General features: G+C 32.0%; 14 protein-coding genes. 2 read left to right on the top strand and 12 right to left on the bottom strand.

The features are described from left to right. Nucleotides 1-13: 13 nt before the first annotated feature. The 9 genes from HGI79_RS06345 to HGI79_RS06305 form a co-directional block, all read right to left on the bottom strand. Complete coding sequence (locus tag HGI79_RS06345) at nt 14-421, bottom strand: C-GCAxxG-C-C family (seleno)protein (RefSeq protein WP_185649827.1); 408 nt, start codon at nt 419-421, stop codon at nt 14-16. A gap of 838 nt (nt 422-1,259) precedes the next feature. Further along, nucleotides 1,260-2,645 carry an NADPH-dependent glutamate synthase gene (gene gltA / locus HGI79_RS06340; RefSeq protein WP_185649826.1) on the bottom strand — a complete coding sequence of 462 codons (1,386 nt, stop codon included), beginning with the start codon at nt 2,643-2,645 and terminating at the stop codon, nt 1,260-1,262. Then, nucleotides 2,645-3,535 (bottom strand): sulfide/dihydroorotate dehydrogenase-like FAD/NAD-binding protein, encoded by an 891-nt coding sequence (locus HGI79_RS06335; RefSeq protein WP_185649825.1) that lies wholly within the window; start codon nt 3,533-3,535, stop codon nt 2,645-2,647. The genes gltA and HGI79_RS06335 overlap by 1 nt, the downstream gene beginning before the upstream one ends. A gap of 201 nt (nt 3,536-3,736) precedes the next feature. Further along, nucleotides 3,737-4,585: a 3-hydroxybutyryl-CoA dehydrogenase gene (locus tag HGI79_RS06330; RefSeq protein ID WP_185649824.1), complete on the bottom strand. Its 849-nt coding sequence runs from the start codon at nt 4,583-4,585 to the stop codon at nt 3,737-3,739. 322 nt (nt 4,586-4,907) lie between these two features. Next, nucleotides 4,908-5,912: an electron transfer flavoprotein subunit alpha/FixB family protein gene (locus tag HGI79_RS06325; RefSeq protein ID WP_185649823.1), complete on the bottom strand. Its 1,005-nt coding sequence runs from the start codon at nt 5,910-5,912 to the stop codon at nt 4,908-4,910. An 18-nt stretch (nt 5,913-5,930) separates the two neighbouring features. Next, entirely contained in the window at nt 5,931-6,710 is a 780-nt protein-coding gene (locus HGI79_RS06320; protein ID WP_185649822.1) for an electron transfer flavoprotein subunit beta/FixA family protein, read from the bottom strand. Nucleotides 6,711-6,728: 18 nt separating this feature from the next. Further along, complete coding sequence (locus HGI79_RS06315) at nt 6,729-7,868, bottom strand: acyl-CoA dehydrogenase (protein WP_185649821.1); 1,140 nt, start codon at nt 7,866-7,868, stop codon at nt 6,729-6,731. 13 nt (nt 7,869-7,881) lie between these two features. After that, nucleotides 7,882-8,661, bottom strand: a complete 780-nt coding sequence (locus HGI79_RS06310) for a short-chain-enoyl-CoA hydratase (RefSeq protein ID WP_185649820.1) — start codon at nt 8,659-8,661, stop codon at nt 7,882-7,884. Between the two features lie 244 nt (nt 8,662-8,905). Then, nucleotides 8,906-9,538 carry a redox-sensing transcriptional repressor Rex gene (locus HGI79_RS06305; protein ID WP_185649819.1) on the bottom strand — a complete coding sequence of 211 codons (633 nt, stop codon included), beginning with the start codon at nt 9,536-9,538 and terminating at the stop codon, nt 8,906-8,908. Between the two features lie 290 nt (nt 9,539-9,828). On the opposite strand from HGI79_RS06305, the gene abc-f reads away from it, so the two are divergent. Next, a complete protein-coding gene (gene abc-f, locus HGI79_RS06300) occupies nt 9,829-11,742 on the top strand; it encodes a ribosomal protection-like ABC-F family protein (protein ID WP_185649818.1) in 1,914 nt (637 codons plus the stop codon). 246 nt (nt 11,743-11,988) lie between these two features. Here abc-f and HGI79_RS06295 read toward each other — a convergent pair whose 3' ends face one another. After that, nucleotides 11,989-12,579 carry a response regulator gene (locus HGI79_RS06295; protein ID WP_185649817.1) on the bottom strand — a complete coding sequence of 197 codons (591 nt, stop codon included), beginning with the start codon at nt 12,577-12,579 and terminating at the stop codon, nt 11,989-11,991. 141 nt (nt 12,580-12,720) lie between these two features. Beyond that, nucleotides 12,721-13,125: a bacteriohemerythrin gene (locus HGI79_RS06290; RefSeq protein ID WP_185649816.1), complete on the bottom strand. Its 405-nt coding sequence runs from the start codon at nt 13,123-13,125 to the stop codon at nt 12,721-12,723. Nucleotides 13,126-13,538: 413 nt separating this feature from the next. Between HGI79_RS06290 and HGI79_RS06285 the strand changes: the two genes are divergently transcribed. After that, the gene (locus tag HGI79_RS06285) at nt 13,539-15,326 is read left to right on the top strand and encodes a carbon starvation protein A (protein WP_185649815.1); all 1,788 of its coding nucleotides are present in this window, start codon (nt 13,539-13,541) and stop codon (nt 15,324-15,326) included. A gap of 118 nt (nt 15,327-15,444) precedes the next feature. Here HGI79_RS06285 and HGI79_RS06280 read toward each other — a convergent pair whose 3' ends face one another. Beyond that, on the bottom strand, nt 15,445-18,372 hold the full coding sequence (locus tag HGI79_RS06280) for an insulinase family protein (RefSeq protein ID WP_185649814.1): 2,928 nt from the start codon (nt 18,370-18,372) through the stop codon (nt 15,445-15,447). Between the last annotated feature and the right edge of the window lie 328 nt (nt 18,373-18,700).

The following is an 18,700-nucleotide window of genomic DNA, read 5'->3' as shown; positions in this document are numbered from 1 at the left end:
CCTCTTCATATAATTATTTACTTGTTTCCTTTGTAACTATTTCATCTAATATTTCTGCTGCAGCATATACTATAACACTACATCTTTCTTCATCATTTCTATATTTATCTTTCAACTCTCTACAGTTATTTGTTTGCAATTTTTCTTCAAATTTATAAAAAAATTCTTGAGAAAGTTCTTTTATTTTAGTACTTTCATGGGCTCTTTCTTTTGTAAAAATTACACCTAATACCGCTAATGCACCAGTAATGGCTCCACAAACACTTTCAATACCCATTCCCCCACCAAAAGCTGACATGGTTTTTAAAGTATTTTTATCTAAATTAAGATTATACTCCTCATCAGCCCCATATATTATAGTTTCCGCACAATTCAGATCATATTCCTTACCATAATACTTTTTAACTTTGTCTAACAACATACATATCATCCTCCACTATGTTTTTTATAAATTATAACCCTATACTAATATTTTTTCTATTATAAAATTACATATTTTTTAATAATTATTACATGTTATCAAAGTTACTGTCTCTAATTCAAAAAGCAATGAAGTGCTTTAAGGTTAACTTTTATCAGAACTTAACTTATACGTAGGAATATGTTGACAAAACTGAAGCACATTTAAAAACTTTTTATCAGTCTTAGTGAAGTGTTTTTAGAAAATCTTAGGAGCTTTGATATGTTTGAGGTACGAGTTTATCAAAGTTTCTTAGATTTTCAAAAACACGAACTTTAGACTGATTAAAAGTTTTTAACGTGCTGAAGTTTGGCAACATATTCGGTCGTATAAGTTAAGTTTCTACTTTGGAACCCTATAAAAGGTTACTAAAATTTGTTTTAAAAATCTTTTAATGCTTTGTTTCATAAATACACACTGCTTCCATACACTGTTTGAAAAATAAGAAACCATGTTTAGTTATAAATTCATCTAACTAAACATGGTTTCTATCTATTCTCTGTTAACCTTAAAACCATCGCTTTATAAGCAGAAAGTTAACGGCTACTATGCCTTGGGATTAGGTATATGCTGCCAAAACTGATGGCGCTTTTAAAAGCTTTTCTATCAGCCTTAGTGAAGTGTTTCTTGAAAATCTTAGGAGCTTTGATATGTTTGAGGTACGAGTTTATCAAAGATTCTTAGATTTTCAAAAACACGAACTTTAGGCTGATTAAAAGCTTTTAATGCGCCGAAGTTTGGCAGCATATTCTGGAGTATAAGTTAAATTTCTACCGTGCACCCTCTACATACAAATACTCTATTGAGCACTAAGATATTCGTCAATAGCTTTAGCAGCCTTCTTACCAGCTCCCATAGCAAGTATTACAGTAGCAGCACCAGTTACTGCATCTCCACCAGCATATACTTTTTCCTTAGAAGTTAACCCTGTTTCTTCTTCTGCTACTATACATTTATACTTATTTATTTCTAAACCTTTAGTTGTAGAAGATATTAATGGGTTTGGTGATGTTCCAAGAGACATAATTACTGTATCCACATCCATTATATACTCTGATCCCTCAACTACCACAGGTTTTCTTCTTCCTGAAGCATCAGGCTCTCCAAGCTCCATTCTCACACATTTCATGCCTTTAACCCAACCTTTTTCGTCTCCCACAATTTCTATTGGGTTTGTAAGTACATCAAATATTACTCCTTCTTCCTTTGCGTGATGTACTTCTTCTGCTCTTGCTGGAAGCTCTGCTTCTGATCTTCTATATACTATGTGTACTTCTGCTCCAAGTCTTAACGCAGTCCTTGCCGCATCCATAGCAACGTTTCCTCCACCTACAACAGCAACCTTCGCTCCTACTCTTATAGGTGTATCAAAGTCCTCTTTGAAGGCTTTCATTAAGTTATTTCTTGTTAAAAACTCATTTGCTGAGAAAACTCCATTTAGGTTTTCTCCAGGTATCCCCATAAACTTTGGAAGTCCTGCTCCAGAACCTATGAATACAGCATCAAAGCCTTCCTCCTCTATGAGCTCATCTATAGTAATAGTTCTACCAACTATTACATTAGTTTCTATTTTAACACCAAGCTTTTTAACATTATCAACCTCATGCTTAACAACTGTATCCTTTGGAAGTCTAAATTCTGGTATTCCGTAAACAAGAACTCCACCAGCTTCGTGTAGTGCTTCTAATATGGTTACATCATATCCAAGTTTAGCTAAGTCTCCTGCACAAGTAAGTCCTGCTGGACCACTTCCTATTACAGCAACTTTTTTACCATTTTTAGGTTTTGTTTCTGATAAATCTACATTGTTTTCTCTAGACCAATCAGCTACGAATCTTTCAAGCTTACCTATAGCTACAGCTTCTCCTTTTATACCTAGTACACACTTTCCTTCACATTGACTTTCTTGAGGACATACTCTTCCACATACTGCAGGTAATGCACTGGATTTGGCTATGATTTTAGCTGCTTCCTCAAGTTCTCCATCTTTAACTTTACCTATAAACTCTGGTATATTTATAGAAACAGGACACTCTCCCACACATTTTGGGTTTTTACAATTTAAACATCTTGAAGCTTCTTGCATAGCTTCTTCTTTAGTATAACCTAAACAAACTTCCTCAAAGTTTATAGCTCTTTCCTTTGGATCTTGTTCTCTTATTGGTGTTCTTTTCATTCTATCCATTATTCATTACCTCCACAGCCACAGCCTTTTCTATGATGAGTTTCTCCTTCTTCGTCCTTAAGAATTTCTCTTCCTTCTTCGCTCTTGTACATAGCTTGTCTTCTCATTGCTTCATCAAACTCTACTAAATGTCCATCAAATTCTGGACCATCAACACAGGCAAATTTTACTTCTCCACCTACTGTAACTCTGCAAGCTCCGCACATTCCTGTTCCATCAACCATTATTGGATTTAAACTTACTATAGTCTTTATGCCATATTCCTTAGTAAGTTTAGCTACAAATTTCATCATAATCATTGGTCCTATCGCAACTACGTGGTCATATTTCTTTCCTTCGTTATCTATAAGATTCTTTAGAACGTCTGTAACTAATCCTTTATATCCATAACTTCCATCATCAGTGGCAACATATAAATTTTTAGATACATTTTTCATCTCATCTTCAAGCAATAGATGTTCCTTTGACTTGCAGCCTACAATAACATCTACTTTAACTCCGTTTTCATGAAGCCATTTAACTTGTGGATAAACCGGCGCTGTTCCAACACCACCAGCAATAAAAACTATATTTTTCTTCTTTAATTCTTCTATATCCTCATGTACCAAATCTGAAGGTTGTCCTAGTGGTCCTACAAAATCAGTAAAAAAATCTCCAACTTCATATGAAGCCATCTTCTTAGTTGACCCACCTAAGGTTTGAAATACTATAGTTACTGTTCCTTTTGCCCCATCATAATCACAGATTGTAAGAGGTATTCTTTCACCTTTTTCATCCATCTTAACTATAATAAATTGTCCTGGCACACATGACTTGGCTACTCTCGGTGCTTCTATATCCATTAGAAATATATTAGGTGCCAAGATTCTCTTTGCAAGTATTTTGTACATTTTGTTACCCCCTGTAAAATATGTTTTAAAATAAATAACTTTATACTTCAACCTAAATTATAACATACTAGAGTTTCATAATATATTAGATATTTCAAAAATTATATTTCAAAAATTATATTTCAAAAATTATATATCAAAATGATAAATTTGTCGATATATATAAAAAAACCATTGAGAATATCTCAATGGTTTTTTGTGTTATTTTGCGTAATTGTGGAATCCCTTTCCAGTCTTTCTTCCAAGCCATCCAGCTCTTACATATTTTCTTAATAATGAATGTGCTCTATATTTTGTATCTCCAGTTTCTTTATATAGAACATCCATTATAGCTAAACATACATCTAATCCTATAAGATCTCCTAAAGCTAGAGGTCCCATTGGATGATTAGCACCAAGCTGCATAGCCTTATCTATATCTTCTGCAGTAGCTATTCCTTCTCCTAATATTCCAACACCTTCATTAATCATTGGTATCAATATTCTATTTACAACAAAGCCCGGAGCTTCTGCAACTTCAACAGGATCTTTACCTATAGCTAAAGATAACTCTTTGATCATATCAAAAGTTTCTTGTGAAGTAGCCATTCCTCTTATTATTTCTATAAGCTTCATAACTGGAGCTGGGTTAAAGAAGTGCATGCCAATAACTTTATCCGGTCTATTGGTAGCAGCTGCAACTTCAGTTATTGAAAGTGATGATGTATTTGATGCAAGTATAGTCTCCGCCTTGCATATCTTATCAAGTTCCCTAAATATCTGCTTCTTTATTTCCATATTCTCTACTGCTGCTTCAACTATCAAATCGCAATCAGCTGCTAAATTTAAGTCAGTTGTTGCTGTTATTCTAGCCACAAGAGCATCTGCATCTTCTTGAGTAATTTTTGCTTTAGCTACTAATTTTGAAAGACCTTTCTTTATGCCTATAAGTCCTCTCTCAACAAATTCTTCCTTAATATCCCTTAATACTACCTCATATCCTTTAGCTGCAAAAGCCTGAGCTATTCCAGCTCCCATTGTGCCTGCTCCAAGAACACATACTTTTTTCATACGAGATATTCCCCCTATTTTATATAATTTATTTATTATTTTACCTTTTTATTATTGTATAGAGTTTTAAGCTTGAAACTTAACTTATACGTAGGAATATATTATGAATACTGAAGTCACATTTAAATATTTTTTTATTAGTCTTAGGGAGAATTTGAGAAAAATCTTAGAACTTTAGATATGTTTGAGGTACGAGTTTATCAAAGTTCTTAGCTTTTTCTCAAATTCGAGCTTTAGACTAATTAAAAATATTTAACATGACGAAGTATCATAATATATTCCGGAGTATAAGTTAAGTTTCTGCTTTAGCTCTTTACATTTGCTATCTACTCAATTCTTTAATTTGAGCTATAAGTTCAGGAACTATTTTCTTATAATCTCCAACTAAAGCAAGGTCAGCAGCTTTCATAATTGGAGCCTCTGCATCCTTGTTTATAGCTATGATATAATCACTATCCTGCATGCCAGCTAAATGCTGTATTGCTCCTGATATACCACAAGCTACATATAAATTTGGTCTAACTGTTTTACCTGTTTGACCAACTTGATAATCCTTTTCTAACCATCCATTCTCTATAGCAGCTCTTGATCCTGCTACTGTTCCATCAAGTACTTCTGCAAGTTCCTTTAATGTATTGAAGCCTTCTTTACTTCCGACACCTCTTCCCCCTGCTACAAGTACCTTAGCTTCTCCTATATCTAGAACATCTTTAGCTACTTTAACTACCTCAACTACTTTTGTTCTTATATCTGTATCAGTTATCTTAGCAGCTACCTTTTGGATTTCACCTTCTCTAGTTTCATTCTTAGCTAATTTTTCGAATACTCCTGGTCTTACTGTGGACATTTGTGGTCTATGATCTGCACATACTATTGTGGCCATTAGATTTCCACCAAATGCCGGTCTTGTTGCAAGCAAATTTTTGTTTTCTGGATCTATATCAAGAGATGTACAGTCCGCAGTAAGTCCTGTAGCAAGTCTAGCTGCTATTCTTGGACCTAAGTCTCTTCCTATGAAGGAAGCTCCTACTAATATTATTTCTGGTTTTACTTGATTTGCTATATCACATACAACCTTTGTATATCCGTCTGTTGTAAAATGCTTTAATAATGGGCTGTCTGCATATATTACTTTATCAGCTCCATAAGCTACTAATTCTTTTGCTATATCATCTACATCACTTCCTAGAAGAAGTGCTGTTAATTCTACTCCTAGTTTATCTGCAAGCTCTCTGCCTTTTCCTAGTAATTCTAGTGAAACTTTTTGTAGTTGTCCGTCTCTTTGTTCAGCAAATACCCATACACCTTTGTAATCTGCTATATTCATTATAATTCCCTCCTAATATTAGATGTAGTGTTTCTCTTTTAATTTTTGAGCTGCATATGCTGCTGCTTCCTTTGGTGGCTGGTTAACTAATTCTCCTTGTCCTTTAGCTTCCTTAGTTGATGATTTCTTAACTTTAGTTGGTGATCCAGCAAGTCCTAGAAGAGATTTATCTACATCTATATCAGCTGTGCTCCATATCTTTACTTCTTTCTTAAAGGTTTCAAATATGTTAGCTATGTGCATATATCTTGGTTGATTTAATTCTTTTATTGCTGTTAAAAGAACTGGTGTTTTTACGCTTATCACTTCATACCCGTCTTCCCATGCTCTCCTAACCTTTAATGAATCTCCATCAATATCCACTTTTTCTACATAAGTAATTTGAGGAATTCCTAAATGTTCAGCTATTTCAGGTCCAACTTGAGCAGTATCTCCATCTATAGCCTGTCTTCCTGCAAACACTATATCATAGTCTAATTTTCTTAGTGCTCCTGCTAGTGCATTTGAAGTAGCTAGAGTATCAGCTCCTGCAAAGGCTCTGTCTGTTATAAGAATTGCTTCATCAGCTCCCATAGCTATAGCTTCTCTCAAAGCTGCTTCTGCTTGCGGAGGTCCCATACTTAATACAGTAACCTTAGCACCTGTATTTTCTTTTAATACTAATGCTTCTTCTAATGCATTTTTATCATCTGGATTTATTATTGATGGAACACCTTCTCTTATAAGAGTTCCTGTTTTCGGATCTATTCTAACTTCAGTTGTATCTGGAACTTGTTTTAAACAAACAACTATATTCATTGTTCTAAATCCTCCTTATTATTTGAAAATGTTTCCCGAAATAACCAGTTTTTGAACCTGTGAAGTTCCCTCGTAGATTTCAGTTATCTTAGCATCCCTCATCATTCTTTCTACTGGGTAATCCTTTGTATACCCGTATCCACCGAATAACTGAACTGCTTTGGTTGTTACATCCATTGCTACATTTGCAGCATGAAGTTTTGCTCTAGCAGCTTCTACAGTGTAAGGAAGTCCTTGATCTTTAAGCCACGCAGCTTTGTATACTAAATATCTAGCAGATTCAATAGCCACGTCCATATCCGCCATCATCCAAGATAAGCCTTGGAACTTGTCTAATGATCTTCCAAATTGTTTTCTTTCTTTCATGTATGCTTTAGCTTCATCGAAGGCACCTTCTGCTATACCTAAAGCTTGAGCTGCTATACCAATTCTTCCTCCATCAAGAGTTTTCATTGCTATACCAAAGCCCTTTCCTTCTTTTCCAATCATGTTTTCAGCTGGAACTATCATGTCCTCAAATATAAGTTCTGTTGTTGAAGATGCTCTTATTCCTAATTTATTTTCGACTTTTCCAACGGAGAAGCCCTTGAAGCCTTTTTCAATTATGAAACCTGTTATTCCTCTTGTTCCTTTGCTTCTGTCAGTCATTGCAAATATAACAAATATATCAGCAACCCCACCATTTGTTATGAATATTTTTGAACCATTTATTACATAATGGTCTCCCTCAAGAACAGCTACAGTTTGTTGTCCTGCAGCATCTGTTCCTGCATTCGGTTCTGTTAAACCAAATGCTCCTATTTTTTCACCCTTTGCAAGTGGTATTAAATATTTTTCTTTTTGTTCTGGAGTACCGAACTGACTTATTAATGAAGCACACAGAGAAGTATGAGCTGAAAGTATAACTCCTGTAGTACCACAAACCTTTGATAGCTCTTCCACTGCTAATATATATGAAAGAGTATCTCCACCTGCTCCACCGTATTCTTTAGAAAATGGAATACCCATCATGCCATACTTGGCCATCTTTTCTACTGTTTCTAATGGAAATCTTTCTGTTTCATCTATTTCTGCCGCTAATGGTTTAACTTCACTTTCAGCAAATTCTCTTACCATCTGTTGTACTAATTGTTGTTCCTTTGTCAATGTAAAGTCCATTTATTGTTACCTCCTATCTATTTTTAAAGTTTTTATCTCTTTTTTCTACAAAAGCTGTCATACCTTCTTTTTGATCTTCTGTTGCGAAACATTCTCCAAATACTTCTGATTCATATGATAAAGCAGTATTTATATCAGTTTGCACTCCTTTGCTTATAGCTGCTTTTGAAAGTGTTACAGCTATTGGTGCTTGTGCTGCTATGGTATTTGCTAAAGCTTTTGCTTCATCTAGTAATTGTTCTGGTTCAACAACTCTGTTAACAAGTCCTATTCTTAAAGCTTCCTGAGCATCTATTATTTTTCCTGAGTATATAAGTTCTTTTGCCATACCTTCACCAACAAGTCTTGGTAATCTTTGAGTTCCTCCAAATCCAGGAGTTATTCCAAGACCAACTTCTGGCTGACCAAATTTAGCTTTTGCTGAAGCTATTCTTATGTCACAAGCCATTGATATTTCACATCCACCACCTAAAGCAAATCCATTAACTGCTGCTATAACTGGTTTTTCTAAATTTTCTAACTTTCTAAAAACTTTGTTTCCTAATATTCCAAAACTTCTTCCGCCAACGGTGTTAAGATACTTCATTTCAGTTATATCTGCCCCTGCAACAAAAGCTTTACCAGCTCCTGTCAGCACTACTGCCAGTACTTCCTTATCTTCAGCTATGTTATCAATTGCATAACCTAGCTCTTTTAAAGTTTCTGAATTCAATGCATTAAGTGCCTTAGGTCTATTAATTGTTATTAAGGAAATCTTTCCTTCCTTTTCAAGGGTTATGTTTTTAAATTCCATATTATCCTCCCCCATGAACTATTATTTAATTAGCTGCTACAACGTTAACAAAAAATTGTTAATATTATAACAAATACAAAAAAATAATTGAAGTTTTGTACTTCAATTATTATTATATACCTGTAAATCATATACTTCAATTCCAATTTCTTCCAATTTATCTTAAAAAGCTAACAAATACTTAATATTTAAATACTTATTAGCTGATTACATAGATTTTTATTTTTTATCTAAATGTAGTTTATTATTCTATGTCATTCAATAGACAACTTAGTGTTAACAAACTGTCACTCAAATGAACATTCTCAACTTTAACATCTTCAGGCACCACTAAATCCACTGGTGCAAAATTCCATATACCTTTAACGCCGTTTTTAGTTAAAATATCACATACCTTTTGAGCATTGTTGTTTGGAACACATATTATTCCTATATCCGTAGGATTTTCCTTTACATAATCACTTAAGTAGTCTATATCTTTTATTTCTATTCCCCTTATAGTAATTCCTATTATTTTGGGATTTATATCAAATATGGACTTTACCTCGAATCCAAACTTTTCAAATTCTGTATAGTTTGCTATAGCCTGCCCTATGTTCCCTGCACCCACTAATATTGTTTTATATGTTTTTGTAAGACCTAAAATATTTTTTATTTGGTTATATAACTCATTTACATTATATCCATAACCTTGTTGTCCGAAATCACCAAAGCAATTTAAGTCTTGTCTTATTTGTGAAGCCGTAAAACCTATTTTTTCGCTTAATTCCTTTGATGATATTCTATCTACATCATTCTTCATTAATTCATTTAAATATCTATGATATTTAGGCAATCTTTTTATTACAGCCATTGATATATTTTTTTTCTTATCCATACCGCACCTCTTATTTAGTATTATATGATAATATTATACATTAATTTTATATTCATTGTAAAATGTTATAGTTTTCTGTATATAAAATCCTTCAATGATAATTTTATGTTTTTTTTTATACTATTATTTAACTATATTTTATGTGATTAATACTATTTTTATTATTCTTCTTATATATTATATAAGCCTCTTCACTGTAAACCCTCTTCAATTGTTTTAATTTATTAAATAACTCTATAAAAAATTCTTTATTCATAGTACAATATTATATGATTAAGGAAGGTGAAACAATGATAGTCTTAGGTTGTAAAGATATACACAAAAGTTATGGAATAGATGTTATATTAGAAAGCATAACCTTTAATATAAATGATGGTGAAAAAGTTGGACTTATAGGCCCTAATGGAGCTGGTAAATCTACACTTTTTAAAATACTTACTAATCAATGCGATTATGATTCAGGAGAACTTTTTATCGATAAAGGTAGGACTATAGGATACTTATCTCAGCATTTATCTTTGGATTCTTCAAATACAATTCATAAAGAGCTGCTTTCTGTATTTAAAGACTTACTTGAAATTGAAAATAGACTTAATAAGTTAGAGCTTCTAATGAATGAACCTTATGATTCCTCCAAAGAGGAATATCACAATAAAATTATAAAAGATTATACAACTTATTCAGAATTATATACTAATCGCGGAGGATATACTTATAAAGCTGAAATAAGTAAGGTCCTTAAAGGCTTAGGATTTACTGAAGAATATTTTGATAAACCTATAGAAATATTAAGCGGCGGACAAAAAACTAGGGTTGCCCTTTGTAAGCTTCTTTTAATTAAACCTGAAATATTACTACTAGATGAGCCTACAAATCACTTAGACTTGGATGCTATAGAATGGTTAGAAGAATATTTAAATGCATACAAAGGCACCATTATACTAATTTCACATGACAGATATTTCTTAGATGCAGTTACTAATAAAACCTTTGAACTTATTAACGGACATGTGAACTGCTACAATGGGAACTACACTACCTATTTGGATTTAAAAGAAAAAAATTATGAGATACAATTAAAAGCCTTTACCCTACAACAAGCTGAAATAAAACGACAAGAGGAAATAATAGAGAGATATAGATCCTTTAATAGAGAAAAAAGTATAAAAGCTGCTGAAAGTAGGCAAAAAGCTTTAGATAAGATTGAAAGAATATCAGCTCCAGACAAGGAAAATAAAATAAGAAATGTAGTATTTGAAACTCAAATAAAGAGTGGTAACGACGTTCTCCACATTGAAAACTTAAGTAAAAGCTTTGGTGAAAAGAAGTTATTTACTAATGTAGAATTAGATATAAAGAGAGGAGACAAAACTGCTCTTATAGGAGAAAATGGAAGAGGTAAAACATCTTTATTTAGAATAATTATGGATGAGTTAAATCCTGATACAGGCATATCCGTATTAGGAAAAAATGTATTTATAGGTTACTATGATCAAGAGCAATCCAACTTAAATGATAGTAAGACAGTTATTGATGAAGTTTGGGATCATTTTCCAGAGCTTACTACTACTGAAGTTAGAAATGCATTAGCGGCATTTTTATTTACAGGAGATGACGTATTCAAAAGCATATCATCTTTAAGTGGTGGGGAAAAATGTAGAATTAATCTACTAAAGCTCATGCTTTCTAAATCTAATTTTTTATTACTTGATGAACCAACAAATCATCTTGATATAATGTCACGTGAAGCTTTAGAAGAGGCTATTTTAGGATATGATGGTACTGTCCTTGTCATATCGCATGATAGATACTTCTTAAATAAAGTTGTACAGAAAATTTATGAACTTAATGCTGATGGCATGAAAGAATATTTAGGAAATTACTCTTATTATATAGATAAAAAACAAAACCCACTAAGATTCCAACAAGAAGAAGAAAACTTAGGAAGAACTAAAACACAAATTCAGAATGAAAAGAAGAAAAAGAAAGAATTAGAAAAGGCAGAAAAAGATAAAAAGATAAGAATTAAAAGCATAGAGAGTGAAATTTCAACTTTAGAAGAACTTCTTGTGGAGCTTCAAGGTCAACTTTGTTTAGAAGAAGTTTATTCAAGTCCTGAAAAAAGTGGTGAAGTAAACAAACAATTACTGGATGCCCAAAACAAAATAGATTCTCTTTATGAAGAATGGGAAAGCTTAGTGTAAGGAAGCTATGTATTAAAAAGTGTATAGGGGGACTCGCGGTAGAAACTTAAATCATACGACCGGATACGTTGCCAAACTTCAGCACGTTAAAAATTTTTTATCAGTCTAAAACACTTCACTAAGACTGATAAAAAAATTTTTAAATGTGCTTTCAGTTTTTGCAACATATCCCTGCGTATAATTTAAGTTTCGCGCTATGACCCTATATTTTTAATTCATAGCTTTACTTAATTTATATCCCTACTGTTAGTTGCTTAACCTTTGTCCACAATATGGGCAAAATGCAAAACCGTTATCTTTAGCATCTAGCTTATGTCCACAATATGGACAAAATGCAAATTTAATTTCTCTATCATTAATTTCTTTATTGTCTTCTCTATTGTTTTCTTTATTATGTTCTTTACTATTTTCTATGTAATTAAATCTTTTGAAATCTAAGTTTCTAAAAATTTGGTCTGTATTCTTTTCGTTTAAAATGACTTTTTCATGTTTATGTAAGGCCCTATTTATTGCTTCTATCAAATGTGATTTATCTACGGGAGTATGTATAACTTCATCAACTCTATTTTGGGTAAAATCTCGAAGTTTTATAGGATCACATGAGGAAAGTAAACATACTATTTCAGGATTTTTTATTTTTATTTTTTCTATAAGTTCATGGCCTCTAGTGTTTTTCATGATTAGATTTGCTATTATTATGTCTGGTTGGAATAAACTTATCTTATTTAATACGTCATACTCGTTAGCAGTATCCGCATTATAGCCTGAGTCCATTAAGAAATCCTTCATGATAACACTTTCAAATTTACAATCGTTAACAATAAGAACCTTTTTCATGGTATCACCACCATTTAACAATCTATTAGAATATAATTTTGATTTATATTCTTTTACTTAAAAAGTTTCTTAGATTTCATTATATATCCATATTAAACGTTAATAATATAGATGTCAATTAAACAATTGCTAGTATCTCCATTACAGTTTATCCTGTAAATACTCTCCAAGCTTACTATCCACGTCAGAAATATGTGTAATAAAGCCTTCTGAAATAAATTCATTAATTTCAACTATCTTAGCAAGGGATATATAATCCAGACTAACTGTTTTTTCTAACACACTCATTTTTCTGGCGAATATATTATGGTTTTCCTTGTGCTCTCCATAATGAGGATATGCGTATTGAACCATATACCTTTCCTCTTCTTCAAAATGTTCTTTCATATAAATCTTCAAAACATTAAATAGCTCTATTAATTCTTCCTTATTACCTTGACTAGAACATGCTTTTTGAAGCTTTTCTACAACTTTAAATATTTTTTCGTGCTGTTCATCAATTTTGTCAACGTAGATTAATAGCCTATCTGTAAATAAGCTTACCATAATATCATTATTCCTCCTACTGAATAAAATTTAATCTAAATTCCAAGCAACCATTTTAATTTTCTATTATTCATTACTAGTTTATATGTTCCATTAAACCATGAATAAAGTTCTTTAATATTATTATTCATGTTTAAAAATTTTTTGTATTCTTATTTTAAAATATTCTTTCCTTATATATTATATAACAAAATAAAAATATTTAAATAATTTTATAACATTACTGTCAAACAAAGTTGAATTTTTACTGTTTACTGTTAAATTCCACCCATTCAGCCAAATATTATACTAAATTCAGAAAACAAATAATATTATTGTATTATAAACGGTTAACCAGTTTAAAAATAATCATTTACTTTATTAAATATGTACTTTAAGGTTTCACCAAATTTACTTAAAAGGAGGAATTATAAATGAATTCTATTGTACTGGTAATTGTAGGTGCATTAATATTAGTTCTAGGTTACAGATTTTATGGTGCCTTTATAGCAGCAAAAGTATTAGCTCTTGATGAAACTAGGGCAGTCCCTTCAAAGATACATGAAGATGGTCGTGATTATGTACCTACTAACAAGTGGGTATTACTAGGACATCACTTTGCAGCTATAGCTGGTGCGGGCCCACTAATTGGACCTGTTTTAGCAGCCCAGTTTGGTTACTTACCTGGAGCTCTTTGGATACTAATCGGAGGCGTATTTGCTGGTGCTGTCCACGATATAGTTGTATTACTAGCTTCAGTTAGACATGATGGCCAATCCATCGCTGAAATTGCGAGGACAAATCTTGGTGAAAGAATGGGCTTTATTACATCCATCGCAGTTCTATTTATACTAATTATAACAATGGCAGGGCTTGGATTACCAATTGTTAACTCACTTTACAACAGCCCTTGGGGAACATTTACCGTTGGATTTACAATTCCTGTTGCTATTTTCATTGGTATATATCTTAAATTTATAAGACCAGGTAGAATAGCTGAGGCTACAGTTATTGGTATGGCTCTTATCTTAGTAGGTGTTATTGCTGGTCCATATATTCAACATACATTTCTAGCTCCTTACTTAACTTTTAATGTGAAACAAATGTCTCTAATTTTAGCTTTCTACGGTTTCTGTGCCGCTGTTCTTCCCGTATGGTTACTACTTATCCCTAGAGACTATCTAAGCACATATATGAAGCTTGGTGTTATAGGTCTTCTTGTATTAGGTATTATATTTGTTAGACCAACAATACAAATGCCTGCAGTAACTAAATTCATAAATGGCGGTGGTCCTATTATTCCAGGTAAAGTATTCCCATTTTTGTTTATCACTATAGCCTGTGGTGCCTTATCTGGATTCCATTCACTAATAGGCTCTGGTACTACCCCTAAACTAATCAGAAATGAAAAAGATATACTTCCTATAGGTTTTGGCGCAATGCTTATAGAATCCTTTATAGCACTAATGGCACTAATTGCTGCAACCTGTCTACCAACCGCTGATTATTTTGCTATAAATTCAGCTCCTGCAGTATTTGCCAAGCTAGGTATGATTCCCGAAGAGCTCCCTATGCTGTCACAAATGGTTGGAGAAAATCTAGCTGGTAGACCTGGTGGCTCTGTATCACTGGCTGTAGGTATGTCATATGTATTCTATAAACTTCCTGGACTCAAAGGCTTAATGGCTTACTGGTATCATTTTTGCATAATGTTTGAAGCACTATTTATCTTAACTACTATAGATGCAGGTACACGAATTGGCCGGTATCTTTTCCAAGATTTATTAAGCCGTTTCTATAAACCCTTTGAAAAGAAGGATTCCTGGTTTAACATTATATTATTTAGTTTCCTTATGTCATTTACTTGGGGTTACTTATTATATACAGGTAATATATCTACTATTTGGCCTCTATTTGGTACAGCCAACCAAACCTTAGCCGCAATTGCCTTAGCTATAGGTACTACTATAATAATCAAAATGGGTAAACAAAAATATGTACCAATCACAATAATCCCTATGGTCTTTATATCAGTAGTAGCACTTACTGCAGAAATTACTAATATATTCATAAACTATATACCATCTCACAAAAACCTACTAGCAGTGTTATCTATGATTTTAGTAGTAATGCTTGTATTAATAATTTACGAAAGCATTAGAAACTGGCAAAAAAATTGGAATAGTAATGTAGCTAGCAATAAAGAAAATCATGCTTTATAAAATTAAGCACTAAAATTAAATGGCAAGTGTATTTTACACTTGCCATTTCTTATATGCTCTAAGGGGCATAGCGCAAAACTAAAATTATAATTTAAGTTTTCGTTTTACACCCCAACCTTTATTCAAATACATCCACAAGATGATTAAATATGTTTTTATTTTCTTTTATTTTTTCTTCGTTACCTAGTACACACACATAATCTTGCTTCATAACATCTGATATCATATCACCGAATTGTCTTATATTTTCTACAGTAGTATTTATAACTTCTTCTCTCTCTTTTTGAATATCAGCATAAGTTAACTTCTTAATATAGTTTTCTGCTGCTCTCTCACCTTTCATTGATGGAGTTAAAGGCGTATCTAAGTCTGAAACAGTTCCTATAATATATTTAGTCATCTGTCTGCCATCTGCATCAAAATTCTTAAAGAATTCTCCTGCACCATCGTATATGCTCAAAGTTTCCTTTAAATTTGGATCACGGTATGAAGTAAAGAACATGTTTCCATTTCTCTGAAATGCTGAAAAACTTCCATAAGCTCCACCTTGAACCCTCACATTGTTCCACAAGTAATCATAGTTAGCTACAGTCCTTAGAACTTGTAAGCTACCACTATATTGATACCCTAGTTTTATAAAGTTATATGCTTTAGAGACATATTGTACCTTTCCTGAAGTCATGAGTCCTTCATTTTTTCTGCCTAATTCAAAGGTATATTGTTCTGAATTTATCTTATCAGCATTTAACTCTTTATAAATTGTTTCAAAGTTTTGTGTAAATACATGATAATCTTTATCCTCTATAGTGACACTCACTATTAGTCTATTTTTATTAAAAATAGTTTTGGCAACATTTTTCAGGTTTTCACTTATCTCTTTAGATTTTTTATCAAAATTTTTCTCTAAATCTACTATAAATTTATAAAATGATAAACCACTAAGTATATCCTCATATTTGCCTAATGGAGAAAAGTATGAAAATAAATGGTTTGCAGCTACTACGTGACCTCTATCAAATATTATCATTTCTAAACGAGATTTTGTTTCTTGTATTATTTCTTTTAGACGTTTATAATCATCAAACTTAGTATGACCAACTATTTCGCCTATTAATTCTGTAAGTTTAGGAATATTACCAGTTAATACCTTAGACCTTATAACAAATTTAGGATGGAACTTTTCATCAGTACCTTTCTCTGAGTATGCTTGAGAACTATACCTAATCCCCCCTGTATTTATATTTATTTCTTTTGACAAGTCTTCATAATAGTATTTTTCTGTACTTACTTTTCCTAATATAGTGCTTAGTAAGGATATATAAGGTATGTGTTCCTGTTTAACTGTTTCTGTTCCGAAATACAGATTTACATATGCAATACCATTTGTAAATATAGGATGATGGAGTACTTTAATACCTTGTTCTGTCTTTTCTACTAAAGGTAATTCTTTTGCCTTAATATCAATGTCACTTATAGATAATAACGGAATTTTCTTTAAATCTTCTTCACTATCAGGAGTTACCTGTCTTTCTTTAAGCTTAGCAGTATTTTTTACTATTTCTTGTATTTGTTCTGCTGAAAGACTAGCCTTAAAATCAGCTAACTTTTTCTTTAACGCAACTTCTTTTTCTTCCGTTAAACCCTTTGCTGGTTTCACAACCAGTATTGAACTATGGGTATTCTTTAGTAAATATTTATCAATAAGATTTTCAAAATAGTTGGTTTGTAGAGCCGTTTTTATCTTTTTTAAAGTATCTTCATAAGCTAAGTGTATCCAAGGTTTTTCATCGTATAACCAACTATCCATACATTTCATTCCATATATTAACCCCTTAGGATACCCATGGTAATCTGCTTCTCTTAATTGGAACTCTTTTATACTGATAGATGCCTCCACAAGTTTCTTATCAATACCTTCGTTGACAAGCTTCTGTAATGTTTCTATTACTATGCTTTTAAATCTTTCCTTCTCGCTTTCATTTGAGTTCTTAACTACTATACTAAACATGGGCTGAAGTATACTATTTTCAAAGGACCCAAATACATCTTTTCCTATATTAGCATCGATTAATGCTTTCTTTAAAGGTGAAGATGGAGTTTCAAGCAGCAAATGCTCAAGTATATCAAAAGCTAGGTATATTTCATCATTAGTAGCACTTCCAGCAGCAAAGTTCATACTTAAAAAGGTTTTATCTTCTTCTTTTTCTGAACTAGATATAGGATACTGAATAACCCTTTCTTTTTGTTCATTAAAGGCCTTTTGGAAGGATATTTTAGAGCTTATATCAACTCTATTAAAATCTTTCAAATATTCTTCATCTATAAATTTTAATTTTTCCTGTATATCCATGTCACCATATAGATAAATATAACTATTAGATGGATGATAATGTTTTTTATGAAAGTATAAAAACTCTTCTTGAGTCAAATTTGGAATTACATCGGGATCTCCACCTGATTCAACCCCATATTGAGTATCTGGAAACAAGGATTCTGATATCTTTCGGAAAAGTATTGATTCTGGAGATGAAAAAGCCCCTTTCATTTCATTATATACTACACCTTTGTAAGTGATTTCCGAGTTGCTATTTTCTAATTCATAATGCCATCCTTCTTGCATTAGGATTTCTGGATGCTTATATATATTAGGATAAAAAACTGCATCTAAATACACATCCATTAAGTTTCTAAAATCTTTATCATTTATACTTGCTACAGGATACATAGTTTTATCAGGAAAAGTAAATGCATTTAAAAATGTATTCAATGATCCCTTAACTAACTCTACAAAAGGCTCTTTTGTAGGGAATTTTCTAGAACCACATAATACTGAGTGCTCTAATATATGTGGAACTCCTGTGCTATTTTCTGGTGGGGTTCTAAAACTTATGGAAAAAACCTTGTTATCATCATCATTTTTTAAATAAAGTAGTCTAGCCCCACTTTTTTCATGCTCAAACAATATACCAACCGACTTAATTTCATTTAAGTCTTTTTTCTCTAATAACTTAAATCCATGGTACACTTTGCCTATCTCTAATTCCATTATTTATATTCCCCTTTCAACATATCAGTTTCACTTTATCTACTGGGCCATCATCCCTAATTGCATACATATATAAATATTTAGTGTTATTTATTATACCACATTGCTATCATATATATATAACAATAATATCCAAAAACTTGTTTTTTTATTATGAATTTATAATAATATTTACCCCCTTTCTTATAAACAACTATAAGCAAGGGGGTAATATATAGATAACAATAACTTAAATTTAACTTATACGTAGCGATATATTACCAATGTTGAAGTCACATTTAAATATTTTTTATTAGTCTTAGTGAAAATTTGAGAAAAAATCTTAGAA

The organism is Clostridium sp. DJ247 (genome assembly GCF_014231265.1).
Note: the sequence above shows the minus strand (reverse complement) of the source record. Positions and strands in the feature narration are given on the sequence as shown.

Coding starts and splice junctions, on each gene's coding strand:
- HGI79_RS06290 (WP_185649816.1), bottom strand. CDS start 13,125: ATGGTAAGCTTATTTACAGATAGGCTATTAATCTACGTTGACAAAATT.
- abc-f (WP_185649818.1), top strand. CDS start 9,829: ATGATAGTCTTAGGTTGTAAAGATATACACAAAAGTTATGGAATAGAT.
- HGI79_RS06335 (WP_185649825.1), bottom strand. CDS start 3,535: ATGTACAAAATACTTGCAAAGAGAATCTTGGCACCTAATATATTTCTA.
- HGI79_RS06305 (WP_185649819.1), bottom strand. CDS start 9,538: ATGGATAAGAAAAAAAATATATCAATGGCTGTAATAAAAAGATTGCCT.
- HGI79_RS06315 (WP_185649821.1), bottom strand. CDS start 7,868: ATGGACTTTACATTGACAAAGGAACAACAATTAGTACAACAGATGGTA.
- HGI79_RS06320 (WP_185649822.1), bottom strand. CDS start 6,710: ATGAATATAGTTGTTTGTTTAAAACAAGTTCCAGATACAACTGAAGTT.
- HGI79_RS06345 (WP_185649827.1), bottom strand. CDS start 421: ATGTTGTTAGACAAAGTTAAAAAGTATTATGGTAAGGAATATGATCTG.
- HGI79_RS06310 (WP_185649820.1), bottom strand. CDS start 8,661: ATGGAATTTAAAAACATAACCCTTGAAAAGGAAGGAAAGATTTCCTTA.
- HGI79_RS06280 (WP_185649814.1), bottom strand. CDS start 18,372: ATGGAATTAGAGATAGGCAAAGTGTACCATGGATTTAAGTTATTAGAG.
- gltA (WP_185649826.1), bottom strand. CDS start 2,645: ATGGATAGAATGAAAAGAACACCAATAAGAGAACAAGATCCAAAGGAA.
- HGI79_RS06325 (WP_185649823.1), bottom strand. CDS start 5,912: ATGAATATAGCAGATTACAAAGGTGTATGGGTATTTGCTGAACAAAGA.
- HGI79_RS06330 (WP_185649824.1), bottom strand. CDS start 4,585: ATGAAAAAAGTATGTGTTCTTGGAGCAGGCACAATGGGAGCTGGAATA.
- HGI79_RS06295 (WP_185649817.1), bottom strand. CDS start 12,579: ATGAAAAAGGTTCTTATTGTTAACGATTGTAAATTTGAAAGTGTTATC.
- HGI79_RS06285 (WP_185649815.1), top strand. CDS start 13,539: ATGAATTCTATTGTACTGGTAATTGTAGGTGCATTAATATTAGTTCTA.